We start from the raw sequence: 24837 nt of genomic DNA, 5'->3' as shown, positions 1-24837 counted from the left end.
TATGAAAAGAAAACTATTTCTGATTGACAGAAATAAACTTATTTATTGATTTTTAAAGCAACTGTTCCACCCGGTAATTTCACAGAAACGGTTTTTGAAGCCGCATCATAAGTCCAGTCTTTAACCGACTGACCTGCCACCTGTACAGATGAAGGGTTTCCGGCTACCAGAACTTTCGCAGTACAACCTTTCCATGATTTGATTTCTGCATCTATACCTGAAGAAACCAAAGCAATAGTACCTCTGGTTCCGGCATCCGTGTTTAATCCCAATCCATTACCTGATATGGCAGTTCCTTCATAATAAATCTTCTGAAGCGCACCTGATTTATCGTAGGATGCAGTAAATCTTTTCGCATCTGTCGTAAATCCTGCAGCTACCCCATTTTCTGATCCTACTCTGAAGAAGCCGATATCAGAACCATTGGCATGCTCCATCTTCGCACCAATCCATCCCGCTGCTTCCAGCTTAGTGGTTACAGGTGCAGGACCTGAAGACGGTTTAGACTCCGGTAAAATAACTGCAAGGAAATTTACCTGATTCAGATCCGGTTTACTTGCCAGATCCAGGAATGACTCATAGAATGATTTACCGATACCTGCACTCTTATCATAAATCTTAGAGGCAACAATTTCCGGAGTCACTACATCCATCGTCAGTTTAGCATTTGGACGGTCAATAATCATACGTCCTTTATCATAACTGATGGCAGTCTGATTGTTTTCACCCGGAGGAGCATGAAACAACCAATCGTAAACATGGCCTTTTGGCGATTTACTTTTCACTTCATCAAATAAGAAGATCGGTCCGGTTTTGGTATAAAGCAAGGTACGTGAGTATTTTTCAAGCTTATCCTTGTACACAGAGCTTAGTTCACTCTCCATTCCGTCGGCATCTTTACCGTTGAACAAATGCAGCACCTTTGGCCATTCACGTAAAGCTTTGATACCATTATCATAATGAGCAGGAGCCTGACTTTCAGGATCGTGATCAACCAGCATCACGTTATGAGCATTCGCCTGAACGCTATAACTCAAATACTCGAGATTCGCATAATATCCCAAAGGACCATAAGCAGGGTCAGTCAATAAAGTTTCTCCGTTTTTCATGATCTGGAAACTACCCTGATCGTAATGGTAGTGATTGGCATTCGGACCAACGCGAGTACTCAGGATCATCGACTGATCATCCCATCCAGAACGCATCACCATACCCTGGGCAGAGAAGAATTTAGATGGAGGAAGACTCTCTCTTGAAGCAGGAGTAATACCATCAGTATACCATAAATAACTCAGGTATCCACCTTTTCCGGCTTCCCAGAATGGTTTTACATAGCTGTAGATGTATGGATTTTTAGTACGGTAGGCTAACCACCAGGCGTGGATCTGGCTTCCCATATCAACACGTGAACCTTTAGCGCCACCGCCATCTCCGTAATCCTGCATTAAACCATTAGAATAGCTGGCCTGCATCGGATATTTGTAGAAATCTTTAAATGCTGTAGTTGTAGAATAATCTACCCCGAAATTACGCTCCAATGCCGGAAGCAACTCTCCCATATCACGGCTTGCCATGTGCATATAACCACTTTTTGGCTCTCCATAACTTCCATCTTCATAATAAGTACGATCGATAAAAGTCTTCGTTTTAGTCAAAATACCTGAGATATAAGGCTCCAGATTCGGGTTTGAAGGATCATCTCCATAAATAGCAGTTGCAGCTAATCCCATACCACCTGCAAGAACAGCGATATGATTGGTCTGGTTAGAAGGCATACGGTTCATCTCAACCATATCACGGTGGAACATCTTCAATCCTTTATCCATAATAGCCTGTCTTACAAATGCACGCTCTGAATCTGATAACAAATCATACAGCATATCATAACCATAAGCCACAGGTTTAATGGTATAGCCTACCGGATAATAAGTCCAGAACTTACGCTCCAGCATCCAGTCGGCATTCCATTTCTTAAACGAACATAATTTTAACAATGCTTTTTTAGCCTGCTCACCTGCCGCACGGTCTCCGGTGAAGGCATACTGAAGACTTCCCTCTTCAATGACATTACCCAGTGTTGAATTTGGATTATTCCATAAAGCATAAGAACCAAATCCTACTGCTGTTTTAGAATGAGGGCCACCTACCAGATTCTCTGCAGTCATGTCTACCCCTTCTTTGATCTCATCTACATTGACCTTCATGAAATCCTTATGAGCCAGTGCATTGTCAAGAATCTTTTTCGCTACCGGCGATTTCTCATTTGCCAAACGGTTTTTAAGCTCCTCAGCAGAGAAATACAATCTCGGGTGACCGTTGATCTGCTTACCCGGCATCAGGAAACGAATAGCCCAGCTCAGCTCTCCTCCCTGTCCGTCGTCCCCTTTCAAACGGATCTCCCATTGTCCGCGGGCATCCTTCTCAGAAAGCTTATAAATAGCCTGATTAGACCATTCATTACCGCTGCGGGTGAAAGCGATATTGTCTTTCACAATTTTGCCTTTACTGTCAACCAAAGTACCTTTTACCTGTTTCAGGTTCAGATTTCCTTCAGGGGCCACTTTAAGGCTTACATTATCTCCATAGAAAAAATGCTTGTTTAAAATGGAAACATCAAACATGTCCAGATTGGTAGATGCAGGGCTCGTTGATACAAATTGTCTGTCGCGTTCACCATTGAAGCTGAAATCATCCATCAGAATGGTGTAAGTGTACAGGTAGTTTACAATAGGATAAGTTCCTTTCAGTGTGATCACCTGAATATGCTCATTAGCTCCAAGTGCTTGGCCATTCAGCTTAAATTCAGATATCGGAAGATCAAGCTCCAGCCAGGAATTGGCTTTAGGGTTTTTGATGGTATGGAAATAACGTTTACCCTCAAAAGTACCTAATGAAAGCTCCAGAGATTCCGGATTACGGTCGCCCTGAAAATAAATCGCAGCTTTTACCCTACTGCCGGCAATGGTATACATATTCAGACGTCTGGTAAAACCCTGATAGAGTTCAGTCACATCATGCGCTTTAAAAGGACGGGCCAGCGCGTATTTGCTGTCTTTATAAGTAGGCGACTTAACCGCAAAATACAGCGCATCAAAGGCTATATCCTGAGCATAAGGATAAGTTTCCCAGCCGAAAAGCTCCCCTGTCTCAAAATCATTGGACAAAGTGTAGGGAGTCCTGCCAACCGGATTCTGAGCATACGCAAGATTAAAAATCATGCAAATTGCTGCGAGTTGTAAAAGGAATTGTTTTTTCATTTGGATATTATTTGTAGTTAATTTCCGCATATGCGGGATTGTTGTTGGGTTTAATTTTTTAAAGTTTAAGCATGCGCAGGGCATTCCCCGACCATACCTTTTGTTTGGTATTCTCATCAATGGCCTTAAAAACTCCGAGTCTTAAAAACGGGGAGGTATAATCCACAAAAGGAGTTTCCGTACCAAAAGCCAGTTTATCTGCGCCGAAATTCTCCAGTAAATAGGTCAGGCTTTCGCTGTTAGGACCCTTTACAGCCACTCCGCTGCCTCTTGAGGTATCAAAAAGCACATCAGCAGCCTTCAGTATTTTAACAGACTCAGCCGTGGTAGGCTCCTGTCCGTCGGTAATTCTGGCTTCCAGAATCATGTATTTGGCATCAGGCACCTTAGCAACCAATGCTGCAACATCATTATAGCTGATCGCCTTATCCACATCCAGCCAGGATCTTTCTCTCAGATCAGTCATACGAAGCGGAATGGAAACAACCATACCCAGATCTCTGGCAGCCTTCACCATTTCGATGCAGGCATTATCGGTAAGTTTGTAATGATGATATACCGGAAATATCCGTACTCCTTTCATCCCAAACTCTTTGTGACAGGTTTCCAGCGCATCTCTCCACCAGGGCAAAACCGGGTTAATAGTTGCAAAAGCAATAAAACGATCTTTAAACAATGGATCTGAATTCAGCTCTGCAAATAACTCTTCATTGGCAATCTGTCCGTCTACATAGAAGATCCCGTTCAGGTTAGATACAATAGCCTTATCCACCCCATAGGTATTCATACGTTTCAGCAGATCTTTAAGATTATTCCCTCTTAAATTTCTGAATGGCCAGTGGCCCACGAATGCATTAATATCAAGCAGCATGATTACCCGCCTTTCTCAATAGATTGTTAAAGTTTTCAAAGAATATCTTTTTCCTGTCTGCTTCAGTCAGATCAGCCCACATAATTTTACCCACGCCGGTTTCGTAGTTCATATCAGTAGCGAACAGCAAACGATCCGCACCAAGGTATTTCACCGCCATGTCGATCATCCCCTCATCACTGACACTGCCACTGGTATCCAGGTATAAAGTAGGCGCCTTCTTTAAAATCCGGCACATGTATTCCCAGTTACCACCCCCACCAATATGACCGCAAATGATCATGGCTTCAGGATAGCGGTTGGCGATTTCAACAAAATCTTCAGGAACCGATGAGTTTGGCGGATTGGTTGGCAAATAACCCGGACGCCAGTTGCCAAGGGTGGTTACACCATGCAGCATCAATGGAATTTTATGCTTGATGCATCGCTCCACTATCGGATAATATAAGGGATCACTGATCTTTACGGCATCATATAATTCGCCAAGCATCACCATCCCATTGTCTACACAACGGTCGATTTCATCCAGCGCTTCTTTTTTAAACAAAGGGTTGATATAGCATTGTCCCATGATGCGCTTGGGATGCGACTTCATGGCCTGGATGATAATATCATTATTGGCACGGATTTCAGCCACCGTTTTCCCTCCCGGAATGGAGCAGGCTGCTTTGGTAATACCCAATGCTTCACAGCTCTCATCCACCTGCGCCGCATTGCTGCCGGTCCACACGTGATTATGCGCATCCAGCTTGGGATATTTCTTTGCCGATTCCATAATGGCCTTCCAGCCATCCTTCTGAAAGGTATTGGAGGCCTGCTCAGTTTCTTCTTTTGAAGGCACATTACACAATACCCCCGACATGGAAGCACCCAATAGTCCGAGACCACCGGTACTTAAAAATGCCCTACGATTTAAGCCAAAATCAGTTCGATTTTTCATGAATGGCAGTTTAATTCTCTTTTTTAACCATTAAACAAATTAATGACCCGCAAAAAGAAAAAAGCCCCATTCAGAAAAAAAAATATGTTGAAAAAAGTAGATTAGGTTAGATTGTTTCAAATTTCGACTCCATCCATCGGGAACCTCCGGTCCGTATGGTGCAATATTAATTATGGAGAAATAAATACCGGTATTGGGAGTAGACGAGTTGCACGACTGTTATTCATTTGATAATCCGTAGAGACGCTGCGCTTAAATCTACGGACAGTTGGACACGAAACCCCGCCTTTTGGGTAGCTGCTGTTACCTGCTGGCGTTATTCTGTCTGTCATACTGCTAACGAACCGATATAGTGTTTAAAAGTTGATTGGTTTTTATTTGTCAGAAAGTTTACACTATAATTTTCATTTGAAGAATAAATATGAACCCAATTTTCCACACATTCAAATGTTATGTCACCGCCTGTATTTTGGGTAATTGTGTTGTAACCTTGATAGTAATCTAAATATTCAGCATCAGCTTCCCCAATTACAATTATCTTGGGTTTAACAACGTCAAGAATAGATTTTGGTATTTTACCGGTTTTACGTCCATGATGTGGTGCGAACAAAATGTCAGTTTTAGGAAGTTTCAAGTCTGCTTCAATATTATTCATGAAATCTGTTTCAACATCTCCCACCCAAACAATTGTCGCACTATCTTGCATACCGTATTTTATCATTGCTGAAATGTTATTAGGGCTGCCTCCTTCATTTGCAATTTTTAATGCGTCTTTATAAAATTGATTCGAAGTGTCTGGCCAAAGAATACTTATTCCTGCTTGTTTTCTAGTCTCATCGCTTTCATTCATCCATTTTCTTGAACACCCTTTGTAAATATTGAATGCTTTAGCTGAATCGCGTAATTCACAATATTTTTTAAAATCATTAGTCTCAATTTCTTTTGTCGCACTATTTTTTACACAATAGAAATTCACTATTGGCATTCTACTATTTAAATATTCTATTCCACCAAAATGGTCTCCATCAGGATGCGTAGAAATGAACCTAGTCAATGTTTTTGATGCAGATTCTTTAATCAATTCATCAACTATTCTTTTTTTGTTATCATCTGTCCCAGTAATATTGCAGTCAATTATAGTGAAATTGTCAGTGTTATGTTTAATATAGAACATGTCACCATTCCCAACAGATAATGATTTTACTATACTCATATTATAATGTTGATTATTCATTTGCGTCTATTCGTTTGGTGATATAATTGGTTTGCTTTCTGTACGAGAAAATGAATAGTATAAAAATTAATATTGTCAATGTTACTATTGACACCGAATTATCAAATTGAAACTTTATTGATAGATAATTAAATAACTTCGTTAGAAGTAAAAGAACTATCATTGAATTTAAAGTCCTGTAAGTGTTATTTACCTCTGATAAAAGTTCAATTTTTGAATCCTTTTTTGATACACTCATATATTTGTGATATTCTCTAAATTTTAAAAATTTTACTTTCTTAAGAAAAGGTTCAATAATGACAGAGCCAAATCTACTGATTACCATTCCGATAAAATAGTACAAGAACGCACCTAAAATGTTGTCCTCTTGAATAAAATTATATTCCGTCAAACTCTTTGCAATAACTACGAACAAAACTCCTGGAAAAAGGTAGTTAAATATGTTGTACGATGAAATTTTGTTTATAATGTCTTTCACTGTAGTATTTTTTTGTTGTCAGTTCGTTTCTCTACGCTTGCAGGTAACTTGTATACAAGGATACCAAAACTTCCCTAAGCCACCCAAATCACTAAGCTTGAGGAACATCTTCCGCCCAACATTAAATATGCCAATAATAAGTATTACTACCTAATTCAATTTGAAAATATCAGAACCACTCTGTTCTTCTCTATCCAAATTTTATCGGCAAACAAGCCTGAAAAAATTCCAAGCTCCCTCCTATACCTATAAACCATTACCCCCAAGGGTGAGAAAGGCATAAGAAGTTACCACAGCTTCGACGAGCTTTAGTCGGAAATTATTCGGACTTTGGTCGGATTTATGACAATTATACCCGACCAAACTCCATCTATAATCCATCTAATCTTCGTTCAAAATTTGCAGAATAACTAAGATTAACTAACTTTAATACAGACACTTAAATAAACATCTATGGCTATTTTAAATGGTGGTTCGAATGGAGGCTTCAGCGGCAAGGCCGGAAGCGTCGTGGGATATTTTCAATATGGTCAATGGAGAATCCGGGGTTTACCCAAATACTCCGCTAAGAACAGGAAAGGCTCAACCAATCAAAATATCTGCCGGTCGAGGTTTTCGAAAATGCAAGATTTTCTCGGACCGGTTTTACCTTTTATCCGTATCGGGTTCAACCTGGAGGCTAAACGCAATCACAATTCTGCACATAATTCGGCCAAGTCATGGAACATGCTGAATGCTTTTAATGAAGAAGGAGAGATCGATTATACTGCTTTCCGTTTCAGTATGGGTAATTTACCCGGGGCAGAAGATGCAGCTATTGAGGAACAGGAAGATCAGCGGATCATTTCCTGGAGGGATAATTCAGGAGATACGGGTGAAGACGGAGATTTGCGTGAGGATGATCAGGTGATGATCATGATTTATGATAGAGAAACAAGGGCTTCCTTTGGTCCCATGAGCGGTGCCAGGCGCTCAGCCGGACATGAAATCGTAAAGATTGAAAGGTCTAGACATTTGATAGAACATCATATCTGGATTTCGTTTATTTCTGACGACAGGCAGAGGATTGCGAATAGCAGGTATGTGGGAATGGTGAAATTATAGAGGACTTCACTTGTATGGGTTTGTAAGGTGAATGAATAAGAAAGGTATTTGTAATGCCTATAACTAATGTTTGGTTAAACCTGTAAAGAGAAAACATTTTTATTTGAGCCTTTACAACAAGGCATTGTTTCAAAATTTTAAATAAAATACAAGCCAAACTTCCACAACCATTCCTCCCTCTATCGCCGGGAGGGCTCGTTACTTTTATAGGCTAAAAGTAACCAAAAGCCTTTTTCAATCCCTAGGTGCCTTTGGCCACAAACCAACCCCACATCAAAAAACAGCGATCGCTGTCTTTGGGGGATATTGCCTCATGAAAGCACTCTGCATATGATCCCAAAGCCTAATGCTCGGTATTGCACTTTGAGTGAATCAGCTTCTGTTTTTTTGATCATTCTGGCACTGGGGATTGAAACGTCCTTCGGCACCGCTTGTCTGATATGAACGTTGGTTAGAATCCTACTTCGGCTGAAAATCTTATCGTCCGCGTTTGCAACGCGGATGAGCGAGAAAGGCATTTGCAATGCCTCTTCAAGTCAATTGATCGTCTCTTTTTCCTGCTCAATTGGCAACAGAATCTCTCCTCACGGAAGAATACAGGTAGGAATGAAAATGCTGCCCGCTCGTCGGGATGACGTGGTGGAATGAGTAAAGGATCCCGCCTCGGCAAGACAATCATATCTCTACCGGACCTATTCCCTCGATTTCTTCACCAGCTCTTCCACTTTATCGCTGATCTGCTTTTCTACGGTTTCGGTATAGGGTGCACGGTGACCGTATTCTGCCATTCCTGCATCGCCCTCATAACCACCTTCTTTCAGTACTCGCAGACTGGGAACATAGCTTAACAAATCATTGTTATAGCCAAATACCCAGGTATCGTTCCAGCCGTATAAGCCTTTGAATTTCAGAGAGTAATCGACTACTGTCTCACCGGTCAGTGCAATAAAAGTAAAGCCGGATCCAAACCTCCATACCTGGATCGGGTAGTTCACGCGATCAGGTGGTGCTCCCAGGGTTTTGTATTGATTGATCTGATGCTCAATCTCGGTTTTAGCCATCCCGCTGAGGCCCGGTAATTTCTGCTGAAGCTCGGCAAGGGATAATCCGGGTCTGAGGAAAAGCTCGGTCTCTCCCATTACCGCTTTTACCGGACCGCTGATGGCTTTCATCGGTGCAGCAATCACCTGCTTAACCGCTTCGGCAAGTATATGTCCGTACATGGAAGTGAGTTTTACTGCTTCAGCCTCATTCCCGCGTATCCGGGGCAGCGGATTGGCATCACCACCACAATTCTGAACGAACATGGCCAGTGATCCCGGATATTGCTTCTCCAGTTCGATCTGTGCAAAGCCGGCATAATCGCCGCTGATGCTTAAGCCACCCAGTGCGGTGGTATGGCATGAATATCCGAAAAGAATGGCACGGAGTTTTCCTTCTGATTTGACCGCCAGTACAGGAACATCCTGATCCACCTGTCCGCCGAAAGCCCGGGTTTCGGGTCCGCGTGATCTCCTTCTGTTAACAGCAATACCGGCCAGTCCCTGCTCAAAGCTGATCTCTGCCGGTTTAAGATTTTTTAAAGCTGCGGCAATGACTTCATCATAACGCTGATAAACCATTTGGGTATAGCGGTCTTTTGCTGCCAGTTCCTGATCGCTAAACTCGTAATAGATCCATAGGACATCTTCGGTCACCGGACAGGAATGATTATGAGAAGTATTGAGAATCAAACGTTCTCTGGGTAGCCGGTACTTTTTAAATGCATTTTCAGCAATGATATCCACCATTTTGTCGCTCATTCCCACCAGATCGGCGGTAACGATCACAGAAGTTTGTCCGAGTTCATCGCGAATAGCCATCGCCTTCAGCCAGATCGGATGAACAATTTCCTGCGACATACGGGTTTTGCCACCATATCCTGCCAGCGGAACAGATTCCTGAGGACTAATATCGGCTTTAGCCACACCTACCTGCATCTGAGCAAGAGCAGATGATGAAAAAAGCATACTGGCCACGACAAGATTTCTCATTAATGTATTCATTTGATGCAATTCTGCGTATCTATAATTTGTTCTTTGGCCGGATGGGCGCAATCTGATTATTTAATATAAGTCCGGAATGATATTATCGGATTTCAGATTCCGGCCCCCGAGCCGGAATCTCCCCACCCCTAAAATAACGAAATGTCATCGTGGCGAATGCCGCGACCCCATTCTTAAAATTCGATTTTGCATCGTAATGCATGCCAAAACCCCATTCTAAAATTCAAATTTACATCTTGGCTGATACCTAAAACTCATTCTTCATATCCAAACTTACATCGTAACAAATGCCAAAAACCAATTCCAGCTATTCAAACTGATACCTTGGCGAATGCCGCGACCCCATTCTTAATACGATAAATTACATCCGGGCGAATATCGATCCCATTCCCCTACTATAAACCCCATCCATCCGCATGTATGATTACCTCCTGAATGCTACCGGAATATTGTGTTCCGGCATATTCTTCAGACAAGGCTCAACTACTTTATAGGCATTCTCTCCCAGAATCCGCTTCTTACTTTCCAATGGAAGATTGGAGAATACCACCCAGCCCAATTGCTGACGCGGATCGCGCATCGGTAAGTCGGAACCATACAACAAGCGGTCATCTCCTACTGCCGCAACCATGTATTCAATCACACCCAAAGGAACCGGGGTTAAAGTCAGTTCAGCAAATACATTCGGATATTTCTTCATTGCAGCAATGGCCATATCTGCCATTTTATAGCTGCCTCCGGCATGAGCAATCACCCAGCGAACATTCGGGTATTTAGCGGCAAGCTTTTCAACTTCCAATAAATCGGAACGGGATGGATGAATCAATGCATATAAACCATTTTTACTTCCATACTCCCACCAGATATCATAAGCCGGATTATGGTATTCCATTCCGTAAAAATGATAAGGTTTCATACCAATAATACGTTTGTCGGAATAAACCTGAGGAATCATGACAGCTAACTCTTCCTGGGTATAGTGTGTCGGACTCATAGTTGCCAGTCCCCAGAAACCTTTCGGAGAAACATCCAAAGCCTCTTTCACCAGTTTATTTCCCTGTACAGAGTCATTACTCACTACCCCGTTCCAGCTCATGAAACCGCCGCCCACGCAACCGATCCGTTCCATCATTTTGAAAATACCCTTCGGACCGCCATTTTCCATGTGATAACCGGTTCCTCCGGCTCCGTTGATACCTTCATGCAGCATGTGCATGTGCATATCAATCACAGGTACCGGCACCGGTTTACCGTTACGCACGGCAGTCATCAAAATATCTTCCGATTTATTGGTATGAACTTTCGGAGGACGCTGACCGTTCAGGAGACGAACCAGGTTTCCTCCGGCAATTTTGGCTTTGGCTTCATCCGGAATATCGGCATAGTCGATATATGTACGGTGCGCTCCTACCGACATGGTTGGGGCATCGGTAGCAAAGATCAATTGATTGATATGTCCTCTTTTATATAAAAATTCAAGCCCTTCATTAATCTGCAGACGGTCAAAGCTGATATGCATATTCGGATGGTCTTTCAGTAAACCTATCGCATAACGCTGCTCTCCCCAGCTGATTCCGGAAACCAGCAATGGAATGGATTTATACCTGCCTAAAAACTCGTTCAACTCTTTCCAGCCACCAATTTCAGAGACGGTAGTAATGGTGAAGATTTTATTGTCATTCAGATACTTCATCAGCTCCTGACTGGACTGAGCACTCCAGTCCCAGCCATTGGAATTGGGATGGATGGTAACCGCCCGTACATTATGCTCCGTCATTTTCAGTTTTAACTGAGCCGGAGGAAGACATTCGTTGGTATGGTGTGGTAATACGTTCCAGATCGCAAAGAGATTGGGATAAGGTTTTAAATTATTGCTTAATTCCAGATTGGAATACATCGCATCATAGCTCAGTGACAAAGTAGAGGCTACCAGTGCACCGGATACGGAACAATGGTTCAGTTCCTTGATCAGATCCTCCAGCTTCCATTTCTCGCCGGGGTGTTTATACCTCCTCGGACCGATACGGGAAAAGGCATCAAAAAACATCAGGTCTTTATTCTGAGGCGCCAGAAAATCAGCTGTTGATGCCAGTAAACTTCCTGAAGTGCTTGATAATACAGTAGTTCCAAGTAAAGTAATTGAATTCTTTTTAATGAATTCGCGTCTGGATTTATACATTGAATATTTATTTAATTTATTTTGAAAATTTTGTTCTGTTCTTTCCCGAAAGGTTGATCTGAATAGGTTAAAAGACTTACAAAAGAAGTTTGAATTTAAAAATTAATTAAAATATGAGTTGAAATTTAAAAACCTGTTCTTGAAAAATTTGAGTTTATTGATTTCTTAAAATTAATTTCTACCCGATTATTATTTTCATATTAAATCAGGATTATGCGGCTTATCAACCTGAATCAGATCCTATACCGCTTATTTAAAAATTATACTCCCAAAAAACTGCGGCAAATGAAACTGTGGTTTGGGATTTTTTACCTCAGACCAGGTGATATAATGCGGATTCGTACTTCTGCTTGATGTTTTATAGAAATTGGCTTTCCAGGTCACCCCTTTTTGGGGTTGCGTAACATTTCCGTATTTCCTGAGCATTTCTAAAGGCAGTTTCACTTCCAGATACCAGGTTACCGGTTCAGCAATCTCCTTCTCAAGATATTTGGGTAAGGTATGAGCAATTTCCACCCCCTTAAAGTCCTCTTCCTTCAGATTAATTCGCTTGCCTTCGATATGATAAGCCATCAAACCGGTACCACCTGCATTGATTTCCAGATTAAAATAGCGCAAAGGCCATTCCACATCAGGAGAGAAAAAGAACTCCACACAGGCATCGGTAGATACCGAGCTGTTGAACTTCGTATTTTGAATTCTGACATGCTTATCTTCTACTTTATAGATCAGATACAGATTATCCTGATCATACATCATTTTGGCTTTTACCACCGGCTGAAATGCCGGTAAATCACCCATAAATCTGGAGATCGGAATTTCATTGATATTCTTCCACTGTGCTTTATCCCAGTTTGCATCAATTTTCAACCCTCTTTTCAGTTTCTTAACCTTATATACAAGGGGCTTATCGGAAGCAAAAGAAGCAGAAAGCATGAAAATCCATGCAACAAGCAGAACAGCGGCTATTTTTTTCATCATTTTTATAATTTATTGATTTAAAACTCTTTGATTTAGCGGGATAAGATCCTACCGCTACTCAGTTAAATCTATTTAATACTCATTTTAGACCGTCCTTTGGGAACAACAACTGAAACTGTCCTGCTATTCTGATCATATTTCCAGTTATTTATACTTATTCCGTTCAGAATTACTGATACAGGCTTTGATGATTTCGAAATCAAAAGTTCAGCAGAATTTTCAGATTTAATCTCCAAATCTGTTCCTGAATCATTAAGCGTAGCCGAAGCGGCAACCGGAACACTAAATTTCAATCCTGAACCATATCCTTCAAAACTTTTCCCTTCAAAATAAGTCTCAGTTAGTTTCCCGCCTGAAACAGCCGCAGTAAATCTGGAAGCATCGGTTTTAAAGCCCTGAATATCTGCAGATGATGACACATCTGATCTGAAAAACCCATAATAATCGGCTTTGGAATCGTTCAGAACAGCACCAATCCATCCATTTGAGTCTATACGCTTAGCTTGAGGCCTTGGGATATAGTCGCCGGAAGATGGTTTAGACTCAGGCATCATTACCGCCAGAAAACGAGCATCTTTCATCTTTTCTGAGGATATCGCAATAAAGCTTTCATCCCTGTCTGAATTTCTGATTCTATGTGTTAAAGCTTCCGGTGAAAGCACATCCATTGTTAGACGGGCATGAGGCCGGTTAATAGTCATACGATTACCCGAATATGTAATTGAGCTTTTTCCATTGGTATGCTCCGCATGAAATAACCAGTTATAAGAATGTGCCTCCGGGCTTTTCACCTGATCAAACAGAAATATCGGTCCGTTTTTAGAGCTCAACAGAGTACGGGTATATTTAGACACTTTACCTTTATAAACGCTGGTCAGATCACCTTCAGCGGCACTTGCATTGTTTCCTGCAAAAGCATGGATCATTTTAGGGTAAGTCCGGAGTGCGGCAATCCCATTTTCAAAATCTCCCACAGCCTGGCTCTCTGCATTCATATCCACCAGCATCACATTATGTCCGATAGCCTGGGTATAATAACCCGGGAAATAAAGGTTCGCATAATAATCACTGCTATGTCCGGCATCGCTCAGAAGCTCCTCCCCATTATGGCTTAACAGAATAGTACCCTGATCGGCATGAAAATGATTACCGTTAGGTCCGGATTTGAAAATCAGGATACTTCCGGAGTCTTCCCATGAAGTTCTGCTCACCAAATGCCCCCTGCCTTCAAAATGCTTGGACAAAGGCAAAGTTTCGCGACCGATTGGTTTAATCCCTTCAGTATACCATAAGTAGGGAATAATCCCTCCTCTGGCCTTTCCTGAATCCCATGCCGGCTTGACGTACTTATACATGAAGGGATCCTTCATTTTATAAACCAGCCATTGCATAGGCTGCTGAGTAAAACTATAGGTGTGTGAAACGTCGCCCAGATCCTGATAAGCTCCGTCTTTAGCCTGTGTCACATAAATCGGATATTGATAGAACTCTTTCAGATAAGTGGTAGAGGTATAATCGACACCAAAATTTCTTTCTAAAGAATACAGGAACTCTACCAGTTCCCGGTACCCCATTTCCTGATAGGTATAAGGCTCATTATAACTTCCTTCAGGAAGCATGGTGCGATCGATAAACTGTTTGGTTTTAGCCAGAATACCTGATAAATAAGGTTCCAGACCGGGTAAATCGGGATCATCATTCGCAACAGCCATTGCAGCAATGCCCACACCGGAAAGAATTACCCCGATATGATTCGAATTACTGGTTGGCATCCGGTTCAGTTCGACCATATCCCGATAAAATGGCTTGATCGACTTATCCATAATTCCTTTACGGACGGTTTTGCGTTCTTCATCACTGAGTACCTGATACAAAAGGTCGTATCCTATACCTGCAGCAATGGCCGCAGGAGCACCCGGATAATAGGTATGATTCCCGTTGGCTTCCATCCAGGGATGATTCCAGGAAGGTAAAACACTTAGCTTTAACAGCGCAGCTTTCGCTCTTTCTGCGGCCTCATTATTTTTGGTGAGTGCAAACTGCCAGGCTTCATTATTAATTACTCTGGCCAGTGCATTCTGGGTATTATACCAGCCGCCCATACTGGCACTTGCATAGGGGCCTCCGGTTACAGACTCAGGAGCTGTCATATTTTGCGCAGGAAGCGTATTAATATCCAGCGTGGAAGGCTTATAGCTCTGAATAAGGTTATTCAACAATCGCCTGGCAGGCTCTGGCTCCGGTCCTGCCATACGGGCTGCCAGCTGAGCCTCTGAATGGAATACTCTGGGATGAACTCCGGCTGCCAGACCAGATACCGGTACAATAAATCCAAGATCCCATGAAAACTGACTGATTCCGGTTCCGGATGTTGTACGGATCTTCCATTGTCCGCGGGGGTCTGATGCTTTAATGGTATAAACCGAATTGTTTGACCAGATACCATCCCCTGCCTTCCGGTCACCATGACTTCCATCATCGTAAAATTTAATATTGCTTAAGACTACTTTTTGATCCGGGCTAATCAGTTCAGCACTGACTTCTTTTAATGATTCACCTGCCTCAGGACTGATATTCAGGGAAATGGTTTCTCCGTTTGAATAATGTTTATTCAATACCGCGAGGCCAAACTGCTCAAACCAGGTTGATTTTGGAGATTCGGCAATAAACTGCCTGGAACGCTCACCATTAAGTTTAAACTCGTCGATCAGTATGCTGTAACTTGGTAAATGATTCACAACCGGATAAAAGGCCTTCATCACGACCACCTGCAAACGCACCCCGTCTTTCAATGACTTCTCATTGAGCAGGAATGACTCAAGCGGAATATCTACCTCAACCCATGTATTTGCTTTAGGTGAAGAAATGGTATGGGTGAATAGTCTTCCATCGAATGTGCCCAGGGAAACATCCAGCTTTTCCGGCTTTCGGTCGCTCATGAAATAATAGGCAAACTTTAAACGCGTATCAGGCAAAGAATAAAGATCAATACGCTTGGTAAAGCCCTGAGTCAGATCATTGGCATCATTTGGTTTGGTCAAGCGTGAAAGCGAACTGCCTTTACCCCCAAAAGCGGGTTCTTTCTTTGTTCCGAACAATGGGTCATAACCTGTGTCCTGCTGATAAGGATAAGGTTCCCAGGTAAACATCTCCCCGGTATCAAAATTGTCATAAATTGTATAGGGAACATGCTTTGTCTTATCCTGTGCAAATGCTGCCTGACTAAGCGCAGCAATTGTTAAAGCCAGTATGAATATTTTTTTCATAGGTAGATGTCGGGGGATCTTTTTACTGAGGTGAGGTATGAATTATCTTTAAACTTATTTGACTCTTCTGATTAATTCCAGGGAAGCATCAATAATTGCCTTCTCTGCCTGCGGTGCATAGGGACTGCCATTTACTGCATAGCCCCCTTCAAGAAACTCTGCAGCACTTGCGATATAGCCGTTATAGCCGCCTGCAACACCAAATATGAATGTATTTGGAAATGGCGACTGATTCTTAACTGAGACACCGATGTCTGAAAATACTTCGGCAGGGAAAGTAACAAATACCGTATTTCCCAGTCGGATAGCCTGCATTGGCAGCATAAAAGGTGCGGGATTAGGAGGAAGGGACTCAATCATTTTCGACTGATTAACGGCCTGGGTTGCCAGCCATAAATCAACTTTAAACTTATCCAGGGTACGGGGACCGATATATTTACCGGGATTTCCATTGGCATAAAGCTCACGCGCAGCTTCCTGCAACTTATCCACCCCATTCTGATCTTTTGGATAGTATAAAACCAGTTTTTCCTTTTCAGCGAGCGTGGCTTTGGCTTTTTCCTGCCAGATCAAGGCTTCGGCATGTGAAATAGGGAAAGTTGTTCTTCTGGGTACACTGAATTTATCATAAGCTACTTTCACACCGATTTTTCCCGAGGTAGTTATTCCCGGAATTGTCTTTAAAACAGCATCTGTTAAAACTCTGCCTTTCTTTTCTGCAAACTCAAAACTTCTGACACCCTGCATATAAGCTCCGACAGCCGATAATTCAGCAAGATATCCAACTTTAGCATCGCCCTGAGCCGACTGAAAATATCCAACAATCACCCCTTTAGGCAGCTTTTCCTTGATACCCTTAATCGTAAAATAAGGCCAGTCCTCAGTGAACTTCAGGTTATGAAGATCAAGTACTGAAGGATGACAGGAATAATTAAAAAAGATACCCAGTAATTTACCGGCTGCATTTTCAACTTTGATTACGGCGGCTTCAGGATCTGAAGGAAGTCCTCCATACTCCATACGACGGTCGTTCTGGGCCATACCGAAAACTTCAGTAGAACCAACACCGATCTTTCCCAAGACCCTACCCTTCCAGGCATCTGAAGCACTCTTAATTGCCCTGCTGATAAAGAATTTGACATAAGGATCATCCGGCGGACCCATCATCGGTCCGGAATGGGTGTGAGTTGAAGAAACAATCACATTTTTAAACGGAATACCGGTTTCCTTATTAACACCGGTACGGATCAGATCCATCACTGCTTCATTCATATTGACCAGAGCCACAGTAATCATGGCCGAACCGGTACCATCTTCTCCTTCAACAACCAGAGCTCTGGCATACAAATCATCGTGAACACCCGTAGAAGTATTGGTGCCCCTGTCATAACCTGCCATCTTTACTCCTATGGGGTTAGGTGGTGTTATGATCGCTTCAGCAACTCCAACTTTAATCTGAGCAATCAGTGACAGATTAAGCGCCATCATCATCGTAAGGAGCCCTATCTTTTTTAAACAGGTGTTTTTCATAAAATAGACTTTAAAGCAGGATTTCTGAATTGGGGGAGTATCAGCTCCCCCGATCAGTTTTATTATTTAGATTTTGTTTCAAATTCGAACACCTTGATGATTGGCGGATTATTGTATTTCACAGCTTCATCATCTACATATTTCACAAATTCCTTCTCATTCTTGTTTACCTCCCCGTGACTCCATGCACCAAGCAGCATGTATTCAAAACTCAGATCGCTGGTAACCGGCATCTTAAACACATGGTTACCTCCAAAGTTTTTAATGCTTTTGTATTCAGGCTTGTATTTATCACGGATCACCATACCAATCCCCTGCCATGGCACCATCAGTACTTCCTCACCAATATCCTCATCAGGGATTCTGGCTTCAATATCCTTACCCATTGAAATTGCAATCCCCTTTTTATTGACAGAGGTATACTCATTCATGATTTTTCTGATACCGGCACCAAAATTCGCATCGGCATTTGGAGGAAGAAATTTGGTAAACTTGTTTTCAACAGTAGTCCAGCTTTTTCCTGCCATCGCAGTATAATATTGTTCCAGTTCATAGAATCCCTTACCGGAATTCCAGTTGGTGGTAGTAACCTTGATCATACTGCGAAGCGGCCCATTGTAAACTACGTCGAAAGTGAAACGGCTATCATCAAACGGTCCTTTATTCTTAAATGGAGAATGATAGGCACGTGATGGATTTTCCATGTCATTCGGATTTTCAAACACGGCCATACCACCTGCACCAAATGTGCTGGCTACAGTCATGATGTCTGTTCCCATCTCCCAGGGCATATAATAACCTGATTTATTGGTAGAATATTCATAATAGGCAGTCAGCATCGGTGCTCTTTTACCATGAAGATCAACCTCATGAGGATACCATAATTTCCATCCCATATCCTTTGATTCCCACAGCGGCACAGTATGGCGTCCATAATTGGCAATGTTGGCATGAACCTTATGCTCATACATTCCACGCTCATAATGATCGATATAGATATAAAAATCTTTGGATTCTCTTGGTGCAAGATCGGTCATGAAAAAAATCTCATCCCAGACACCATCTTTATCCTTATCGTCAACCTGAAGTTCTACATAATGTCCGTAGGTTTCCTTTCTTCTAACATAACCACTATTCTTTTTCAATTCTTCCATCGTTGGTTCAGGATCAGAAGGGCCATTGGGATCAACTATGCCTATCCAGCGTTCAGGAATATTCTGAAACGGAAGGCTCTTTCTTGGAACTACTACCGGAGCTCCTTTTACTGCAATACTTAAAGGATTGCTTACATTGATTTTGATCCTTCTGGTAGGTGCGTAATCCTTTCCCTCTGTGTACCATCCTGCTTTGGACTGGGCATCTGCCATACCTGCTGACAGCATCAGCAAGCCTAATACGGCGATCTTCTTCTTGAATTTAAAAAACATAGTATAATTATTAATTGTGTATTTGGTAATTGTCTTATTAAACATTAAATCATTCTTTATCTATTCTCCTGATAAATTCGTCAAACACCTGAAAGGCGATTTCTACGCAATCAAGAGGTACTTTATCTGCGGTATCATCAGGCCGGTGATAAACAGGCAGTGTTTTTTCATCATACCCCCTGCTGTTTGCGTGCAGGGCTTTGGCACCTGATGGCCTGAAAGGAAGTGAGTCCATGACGAACCCATCATTCTCAGAGTAGATCGGGGTAGTTTGAAGCTTAAGATCCCGATGAATATCCCGGATCAGATCTTTAACTCCCTGATCTTTAGAATTTATCCATAAATTCGGGCCATAAGTCAATGAGTCGAAATTCAGAACATACCGGATATCTTCAATCGTATTGTTTGCGATACGTCCCTTAGCATAATGATAAGCACCTTCATAAACATACTCCTCCGAATCAGAAGCAACAAAAGTAAGGGTATGGTTATTTTGCCTTCCGGATGCTGCATGGGCAAGCATCAGCATCACAATGACCGATGCCGTATTATCATTCGCTCCGGGAGTATTAAAAATGGTATCTAAATGAGCAATGACCAGAATTTCCTTTTTACTTTTTCCGGGGATCTGACCAATGACATTGATGCCGGGAGCCTTATGCAAAGGATGATACTCTGCACTGATACCGGCCGGTAATTTATTCAGGGCACTTCTATCCAATAAAGGAATATCCTGCTTTCCGATACCAAAAACCGGAACTGATTTGTCAAGATCTCCGGGGCCTGACCCGGCAATAGCTTTCCCATACTGATTGACAGAAAAATAAGCCAGAACATCCCCGTTTTGCTCATTCAGAATGGCAAATCCAGTACCACGTTTTGCAATAATTCCATTAATTCCCTGAGGCGAAGTTCCAAATCCTCTTTTCTGAGGTACTGCTTCAATAGCTTGTCCGCCAACCAGGAGATTGGTCCACTTGATGGGCTCCCAATTATCAAATTCATACTTATCATAATTAACCTTTGCCATGGACCGGCGCATCTCCTGAAAAACAATCCGGGCAGCTTTGGCATAGGCTTTACTTCCGCTTGGCTTCGGACCGATGTCTGTGACCAGCTTCTTCAACAAACCCAGGGTATAAGACTGTCGTTTCTGTGCGGTGCTGACCAGATCAGCTGCAGAGGTAGGATCAGCAAACAGCCACTTACTGCCAAGCAACAGAAATGCCAGTCCGCCTGTAAATTTTATAAATTCACTCCTTTGAAGTTTCCTGTCTTTTATCATCTTATTCATTTTCCCGACTGATCCGGTCCGTATTAAACTGCCCGGGATTATTCTGAATTATTATGGATTATAACTTACCTGAATCTCGCTTACCGGGCCAAGTATACCGCGGGTATTTTTGGTACGAACCTTAATTGTATTCAGGCCGGCCAGCAATTGCCAATCCCAAACCGTTTGGCTTTGGCTTTGCCAGTTATCTTCATTAACCTTTACCAGAAGGCCATCGGAACCACCCGGGGTAAAACTATCCACGATAACCTTCAGCACACCTGATTTATCGGTTTCCATCAAATTGATTTTCGCCTGATTCAGAGGCTGATAAAAATCGGAGGCCCGGTCAGAGTACCTTTGATACTCATCCCTCTTTGGGAAAACCTGATCATACCAGTTTAAGAATCCGTCCCAGCCCCACATCGTATCACCGGTATGAACCGGAACAGGTAAAGGATTTGACAGAAAATCATTTCTTGGAATAATTCTGAAATGTCCCATAATCTCCAGAATGTGAGTACCTCCTCCCTCCTGAATCGAAAATGGATTATTGCCCTGCCGCTGACCCACATTCAGACCTTTGACCAGCTCCTTACCAATTTCAGGTGCAAATGGACGTTTCCAGTCTTCAACACGGGGCATTTTTGCAGCAAGCAGATTATGAATCTCGAGCAGGTTAAATGGAATGCCGGTTTCCGGATCAAAATAATAGTAATCGCGGGTAGCATCCATATAGATCCATTTATTCAATTCGTTTGACCAAACTTCTGTAACCTCATGCCCACTCTCACCTTCGCTATGAATATTAATATGACGTGCCTGATAACCTAAAGAAAGCAAGGCACCAATCAATGCCTGATTTGGATACAGACACATTTCAACCATTCGTCTTCCTTTAAAAAAGGGGCCGTTCAACTGCGGCATACCTGTACCCTCAGCAATAACCGGAGTACGGGTTACATCGTTCCAGTTCCATGAATAAGCCTCACTTCTCAGAGGTACCCGGTAAGCCCAGTTCAATAAACGCATCATGATTTCAAACTCAGATAAAGCGCCTTTGACAATCTGATCAAGTTTATGGCTTTCTCTGTATCTCTTAAGATCTAGGTGATTCAGATTTTCATAGCTGAATGGATAGGAAGACTGAATGATTTTCCCGTTATTGATAATTCTGGCATTAACACCGGAGTTTTTATTCAATGAATGATCTTCCCACTCGGCTATAAAGTTCATTCCCTTTATTGAGGGGCTCTCTAAAAGATCACTTGTTTCTAACTGAGCTTTCCATTGCATAAAACGACGGTCTGCCATTGCATACTCCCGATCTTTTTCAAGAAGCTGCCATTCAGTCCAGGTCTGATCTCCCAAAACAGGTCCCGATCCAAAACGAACGAAGGCTTTGATACTTGTTTTTGCAGGTATGTTAAAATCAGGCTGAAAGCGCACCCGAAGATTTGAAATGCTCTTTTTTAAAGCATTTTCACCATCCACCAGATCTATTAAAGGAGAACTATACTCTCCGGATGGTAAATAACGATCTAAGCTCAATCTGACTGAATATTCGCCATCAATATTATCCATTGCACCCAGTCGCTTATCGCTCCAGGTCCGGCCTCCGTTACTACTTTTCATAGAACGGTTCGGACTGGTACGTGTAAGAGATCCTCGTTTAAATTCGTTGATATGGGCAATCAGAACTCTCCATGAGGTTGAATCACTTTCGGTCCACATCAATAATTCATTATTCCCTTTGCGGAGTTTATTTACAGGAAGATCGACGTAAAACCAGCGATCAAGACCTGCCATGTCTATATATTGTCTGGCCTGAGGATAAGCTATAAGAGAAGCCGGCCTGATAAATTTTTCCCCATTGATAGAAAAATGAAGTGGTTCTTTGTTTCCCTTCACTTCCATTCCCTTGAAAACTACTCTCGCTGATCCTGCAGCAGTATTTTCAAGAGATAAAATCTTTTTTATGACAATTCCTTTTCTGAGATCTTCAACCCATTCAACAGGGCCTTTGGTATATGTTTTATACCCTTCCGGAAGACCTGCAGCCGGAGCGTCATCTTCTACAAGTTCAGTTTCCTGAATCCTGATTATATTCTTACTTTGATCAAATTTTAAACTGATCAGTTGAGCTTCTTTCTCAATACCTGTGGCATCCAATTTACTTTCCTTAAACCTGAGCTTTGAGTTATTTTTCAGATCATCATTTCTCAATGAGCCGGCAGATCCCGACTTACTTTCTACAGTAATCTGTGCCAATAATGAGATTGCTGTAAAACAGTTTATCACCAATAATGAAAGAAGGGTAAAAACTTTTTTCATATTAATCAGATTATGGAGTTTGTGATCATAGAAAATTAACAAGAGAGCACATTCTTTATATAAATAAAGAGAATTTAAATAAGGCTCTCTGAGCTCTGAATCAATAATTTAGATCCCACATCAGAGATTGATTAAAGAAATACTTTCCCCTTTCGGGGAAAGTATCATTAAACTTTATGCTAAGAATAAAATAGCAGTTATTGATTATTGAAAATCAATAACTGCTATTAAAAACATCAATCTGTTGGAGTTGGATAAGATGCCAAAGGCTTAGCATCCCACCAAAGTCTGGTTGCATAAGTATCCGGCCCACCTAATAAAGCCAAAGCGGCTTCTGTTGCCACCTTATTGGTGGAATAAGAGTTTGGTGGATAGATTAATCTTCTCGCCAGCTGAGTTCTTGTAAGAACTGGATTAGCAGACTCAATAATCGCATAACCTCTTGGATAACCTGTTCTGCGACGTTCAGCCCAGGCTTCAGTATCATTCATTGGGAAAAGCGCAAGCCATTTCTGAGTGATGATCTGCTCCAATTGTCTCTCAAAACTTCCAGCTGTTTCATAAAGGACCGGAATATCAGTTACAGGAGGACTATTTCTTACATCCGGCTTACCGAATCTATCTAATGGTTTTGCAGGCAGCTTAGTACTGTTAACATAAGCATCAATTACAGCATCTGAAGCATTAGCTCTGAATTTAAGAGATGCTTTGATTCCTTCATTGTAAAACTGCTGTGCAGTTCCACCCATATTCCATCCTCTTAATGCACCCTCAGCTCTCAGGAAAAACACCTCTGCAGCTTCCATAATATGATCGGGCTCATTGGTACCTCCGTTATTAATCGGCAACCATTTTTTCCCAACATAGGAATATTGCAAATCGAGGTTAGTTCCTCTTTGCCCCGGAGGGTTACCATTTCTTAATCCAACCAACCCACCAAATACAGCAGTGGCAGGAGTTAAACGTCCGCAGCATGGCTGAGTATAAACAGGAATTCTGGGATCCTCATAGCCATTCATCAGACTTGCAAGAGTAGAGCTTAATACAAATTCACTGATATAAGTAATTGTGCTTAGCTTATTTACATTGGTACCGTCAATTTTAACCTTAGAAAGTGCATTATCTGCATTGTTTGTGATAAGACCTTCCGGTGCGGATACTGCTTTTTCAGCTTCCTGTTTAGCTTTAGCCGGTTCAACATAAGAGATTCTCATCGCCAGTCTCAAACGCAAAGAATTCAAGAATTTAAGATTCTTTAACACATTCCCATCGTACACAAGATCATGAGATCCACCACTAATCGGGAAAATTTTGACTGCCGGATTTGCAGCTCTCAAATCTACTGCTGCCTCATCCAGAATCTTAAAGAAATCGTAATAGATATCCTTTTGAGAATCAAAAGCAACACTAGTTTTACCATTACCAAAATTAGAATAGATGATCGGTCCAAAATAATCCGTTTGACGATGGTACAATGCAACCTTCCAAATCTTGGCAAGCGCATTTTCAACCTTCAGATTTTTTGCTGCGGTTGTTTTAAGAACTAAATCAAGCTGGTTCGCTGCAGCTCCATAAGCTGTATTCGAATAAAAACCTTCCATTAACAAGTTTAACCAGCTGCCCGGACCGTTAAAATTTGCGGATGCAAAGTTAGGATGAATAATAGCGTGAAACTGTGAGTATTCACCGGCAAAAAGGTTATTGCCCTGATACCAGGCTCTCATTCCAAAATGCTGAGCCTCAGCGAACGCAAATCCAACCATACTCGCATCCATTTGCTCAACAGTAAGTTGTGCGCGGGGAGTATTGAGATCATCGAATTGGTCGGTACATGAACCTGTCCCTAAGGTAAGAAGTATCGCCATAAAGGCCACGCTTCTATTTATATGATTTGATATTTTCATGATATTAATACTAT

14 protein-coding genes are annotated in these 24837 nt (G+C 42.0%); 1 reads left to right on the top strand and 13 read right to left on the bottom strand.

Annotation, left to right across the window (positions count from 1 at the left end; translation table 11 throughout):
* Positions 1 to 38: 38 nt before the first annotated feature.
* The 4 genes from P2W72_RS09820 to P2W72_RS09805 form a co-directional block, all read right to left on the bottom strand.
* Positions 39 to 3257 carry a DUF4962 domain-containing protein gene (locus P2W72_RS09820; RefSeq protein ID WP_276361581.1) on the bottom strand — a complete coding sequence of 1073 codons (3219 nt, stop codon included), beginning with the start codon at positions 3255 to 3257 and terminating at the stop codon, positions 39 to 41.
* Positions 3258 to 3315: 58 nt separating this feature from the next.
* Positions 3316 to 4128, bottom strand: coding sequence for an amidohydrolase family protein (locus P2W72_RS09815; RefSeq protein ID WP_276361578.1), 813 nt, complete (start codon positions 4126 to 4128; stop codon positions 3316 to 3318).
* Positions 4118 to 5068: an amidohydrolase family protein gene (locus P2W72_RS09810; protein ID WP_276361576.1), complete on the bottom strand. Its 951-nt coding sequence runs from the start codon at positions 5066 to 5068 to the stop codon at positions 4118 to 4120. The genes P2W72_RS09815 and P2W72_RS09810 overlap by 11 nt, the downstream gene beginning before the upstream one ends.
* A 328-nt stretch (positions 5069 to 5396) precedes the next feature.
* Positions 5397 to 6281, bottom strand: coding sequence for a hypothetical protein (locus tag P2W72_RS09805; RefSeq protein ID WP_276361573.1), 885 nt, complete (start codon positions 6279 to 6281; stop codon positions 5397 to 5399).
* Between the two features lie 952 nt (positions 6282 to 7233).
* On the opposite strand from P2W72_RS09805, the gene P2W72_RS09800 reads away from it, so the two are divergent.
* On the top strand, positions 7234 to 7884 hold the full coding sequence (locus P2W72_RS09800; protein ID WP_276361570.1) for a DUF6266 family protein: 651 nt from the start codon (positions 7234 to 7236) through the stop codon (positions 7882 to 7884).
* Between the two features lie 692 nt (positions 7885 to 8576).
* Here the strand turns inward: P2W72_RS09800 and P2W72_RS09795 are convergent.
* The 9 genes from P2W72_RS09795 to P2W72_RS09755 all read right to left on the bottom strand — a co-directional run bounded on the left by P2W72_RS09795 (position 8577) and on the right by P2W72_RS09755 (position 24823).
* Positions 8577 to 9917 carry a neutral/alkaline non-lysosomal ceramidase N-terminal domain-containing protein gene (locus tag P2W72_RS09795; protein WP_276361567.1) on the bottom strand — a complete coding sequence of 447 codons (1341 nt, stop codon included), beginning with the start codon at positions 9915 to 9917 and terminating at the stop codon, positions 8577 to 8579.
* Positions 9918 to 10353: 436 nt separating this feature from the next.
* The gene (locus tag P2W72_RS09790) at positions 10354 to 12108 is read right to left on the bottom strand and encodes an amidohydrolase family protein (protein ID WP_276361564.1); all 1755 of its coding nucleotides are present in this window, start codon (positions 12106 to 12108) and stop codon (positions 10354 to 10356) included.
* A 249-nt stretch (positions 12109 to 12357) separates the two neighbouring features.
* Positions 12358 to 13089 (bottom strand): carbohydrate-binding family 9-like protein, encoded by a 732-nt coding sequence (locus P2W72_RS09785; protein WP_276361561.1) that lies wholly within the window; start codon positions 13087 to 13089, stop codon positions 12358 to 12360.
* Positions 13090 to 13157: 68 nt separating this feature from the next.
* The gene (locus P2W72_RS09780; protein ID WP_276361558.1) at positions 13158 to 16355 is read right to left on the bottom strand and encodes a heparinase II/III family protein; all 3198 of its coding nucleotides are present in this window, start codon (positions 16353 to 16355) and stop codon (positions 13158 to 13160) included.
* 54 nt (positions 16356 to 16409) lie between these two features.
* Positions 16410 to 17885 carry a neutral/alkaline non-lysosomal ceramidase N-terminal domain-containing protein gene (locus P2W72_RS09775; RefSeq protein ID WP_276361556.1) on the bottom strand — a complete coding sequence of 492 codons (1476 nt, stop codon included), beginning with the start codon at positions 17883 to 17885 and terminating at the stop codon, positions 16410 to 16412.
* 62 nt (positions 17886 to 17947) lie between these two features.
* On the bottom strand, positions 17948 to 19312 hold the full coding sequence (locus tag P2W72_RS09770) for a DUF4861 family protein (protein WP_276361553.1): 1365 nt from the start codon (positions 19310 to 19312) through the stop codon (positions 17948 to 17950).
* A gap of 49 nt (positions 19313 to 19361) precedes the next feature.
* Positions 19362 to 20606, bottom strand: a complete 1245-nt coding sequence (locus tag P2W72_RS09765) for a M28 family peptidase (protein WP_276361550.1) — start codon at positions 20604 to 20606, stop codon at positions 19362 to 19364.
* A gap of 51 nt (positions 20607 to 20657) precedes the next feature.
* Positions 20658 to 22919 (bottom strand): hypothetical protein, encoded by a 2262-nt coding sequence (locus P2W72_RS09760; RefSeq protein ID WP_276361547.1) that lies wholly within the window; start codon positions 22917 to 22919, stop codon positions 20658 to 20660.
* A gap of 236 nt (positions 22920 to 23155) precedes the next feature.
* The gene (locus tag P2W72_RS09755) at positions 23156 to 24823 is read right to left on the bottom strand and encodes a SusD/RagB family nutrient-binding outer membrane lipoprotein (protein ID WP_276361545.1); all 1668 of its coding nucleotides are present in this window, start codon (positions 24821 to 24823) and stop codon (positions 23156 to 23158) included.
* Between the last annotated feature and the right edge of the window lie 14 nt (positions 24824 to 24837).

Origin of the sequence: Daejeonella sp. H1SJ63 (assembly GCF_029360775.1) — a bacterium.
GTDB lineage: Bacteria > Bacteroidota > Bacteroidia > Sphingobacteriales > Sphingobacteriaceae > Daejeonella.
The sequence above is the reverse complement of the archived record's forward strand: the minus strand, read 5'-3'. Positions and strand labels throughout refer to the sequence as shown.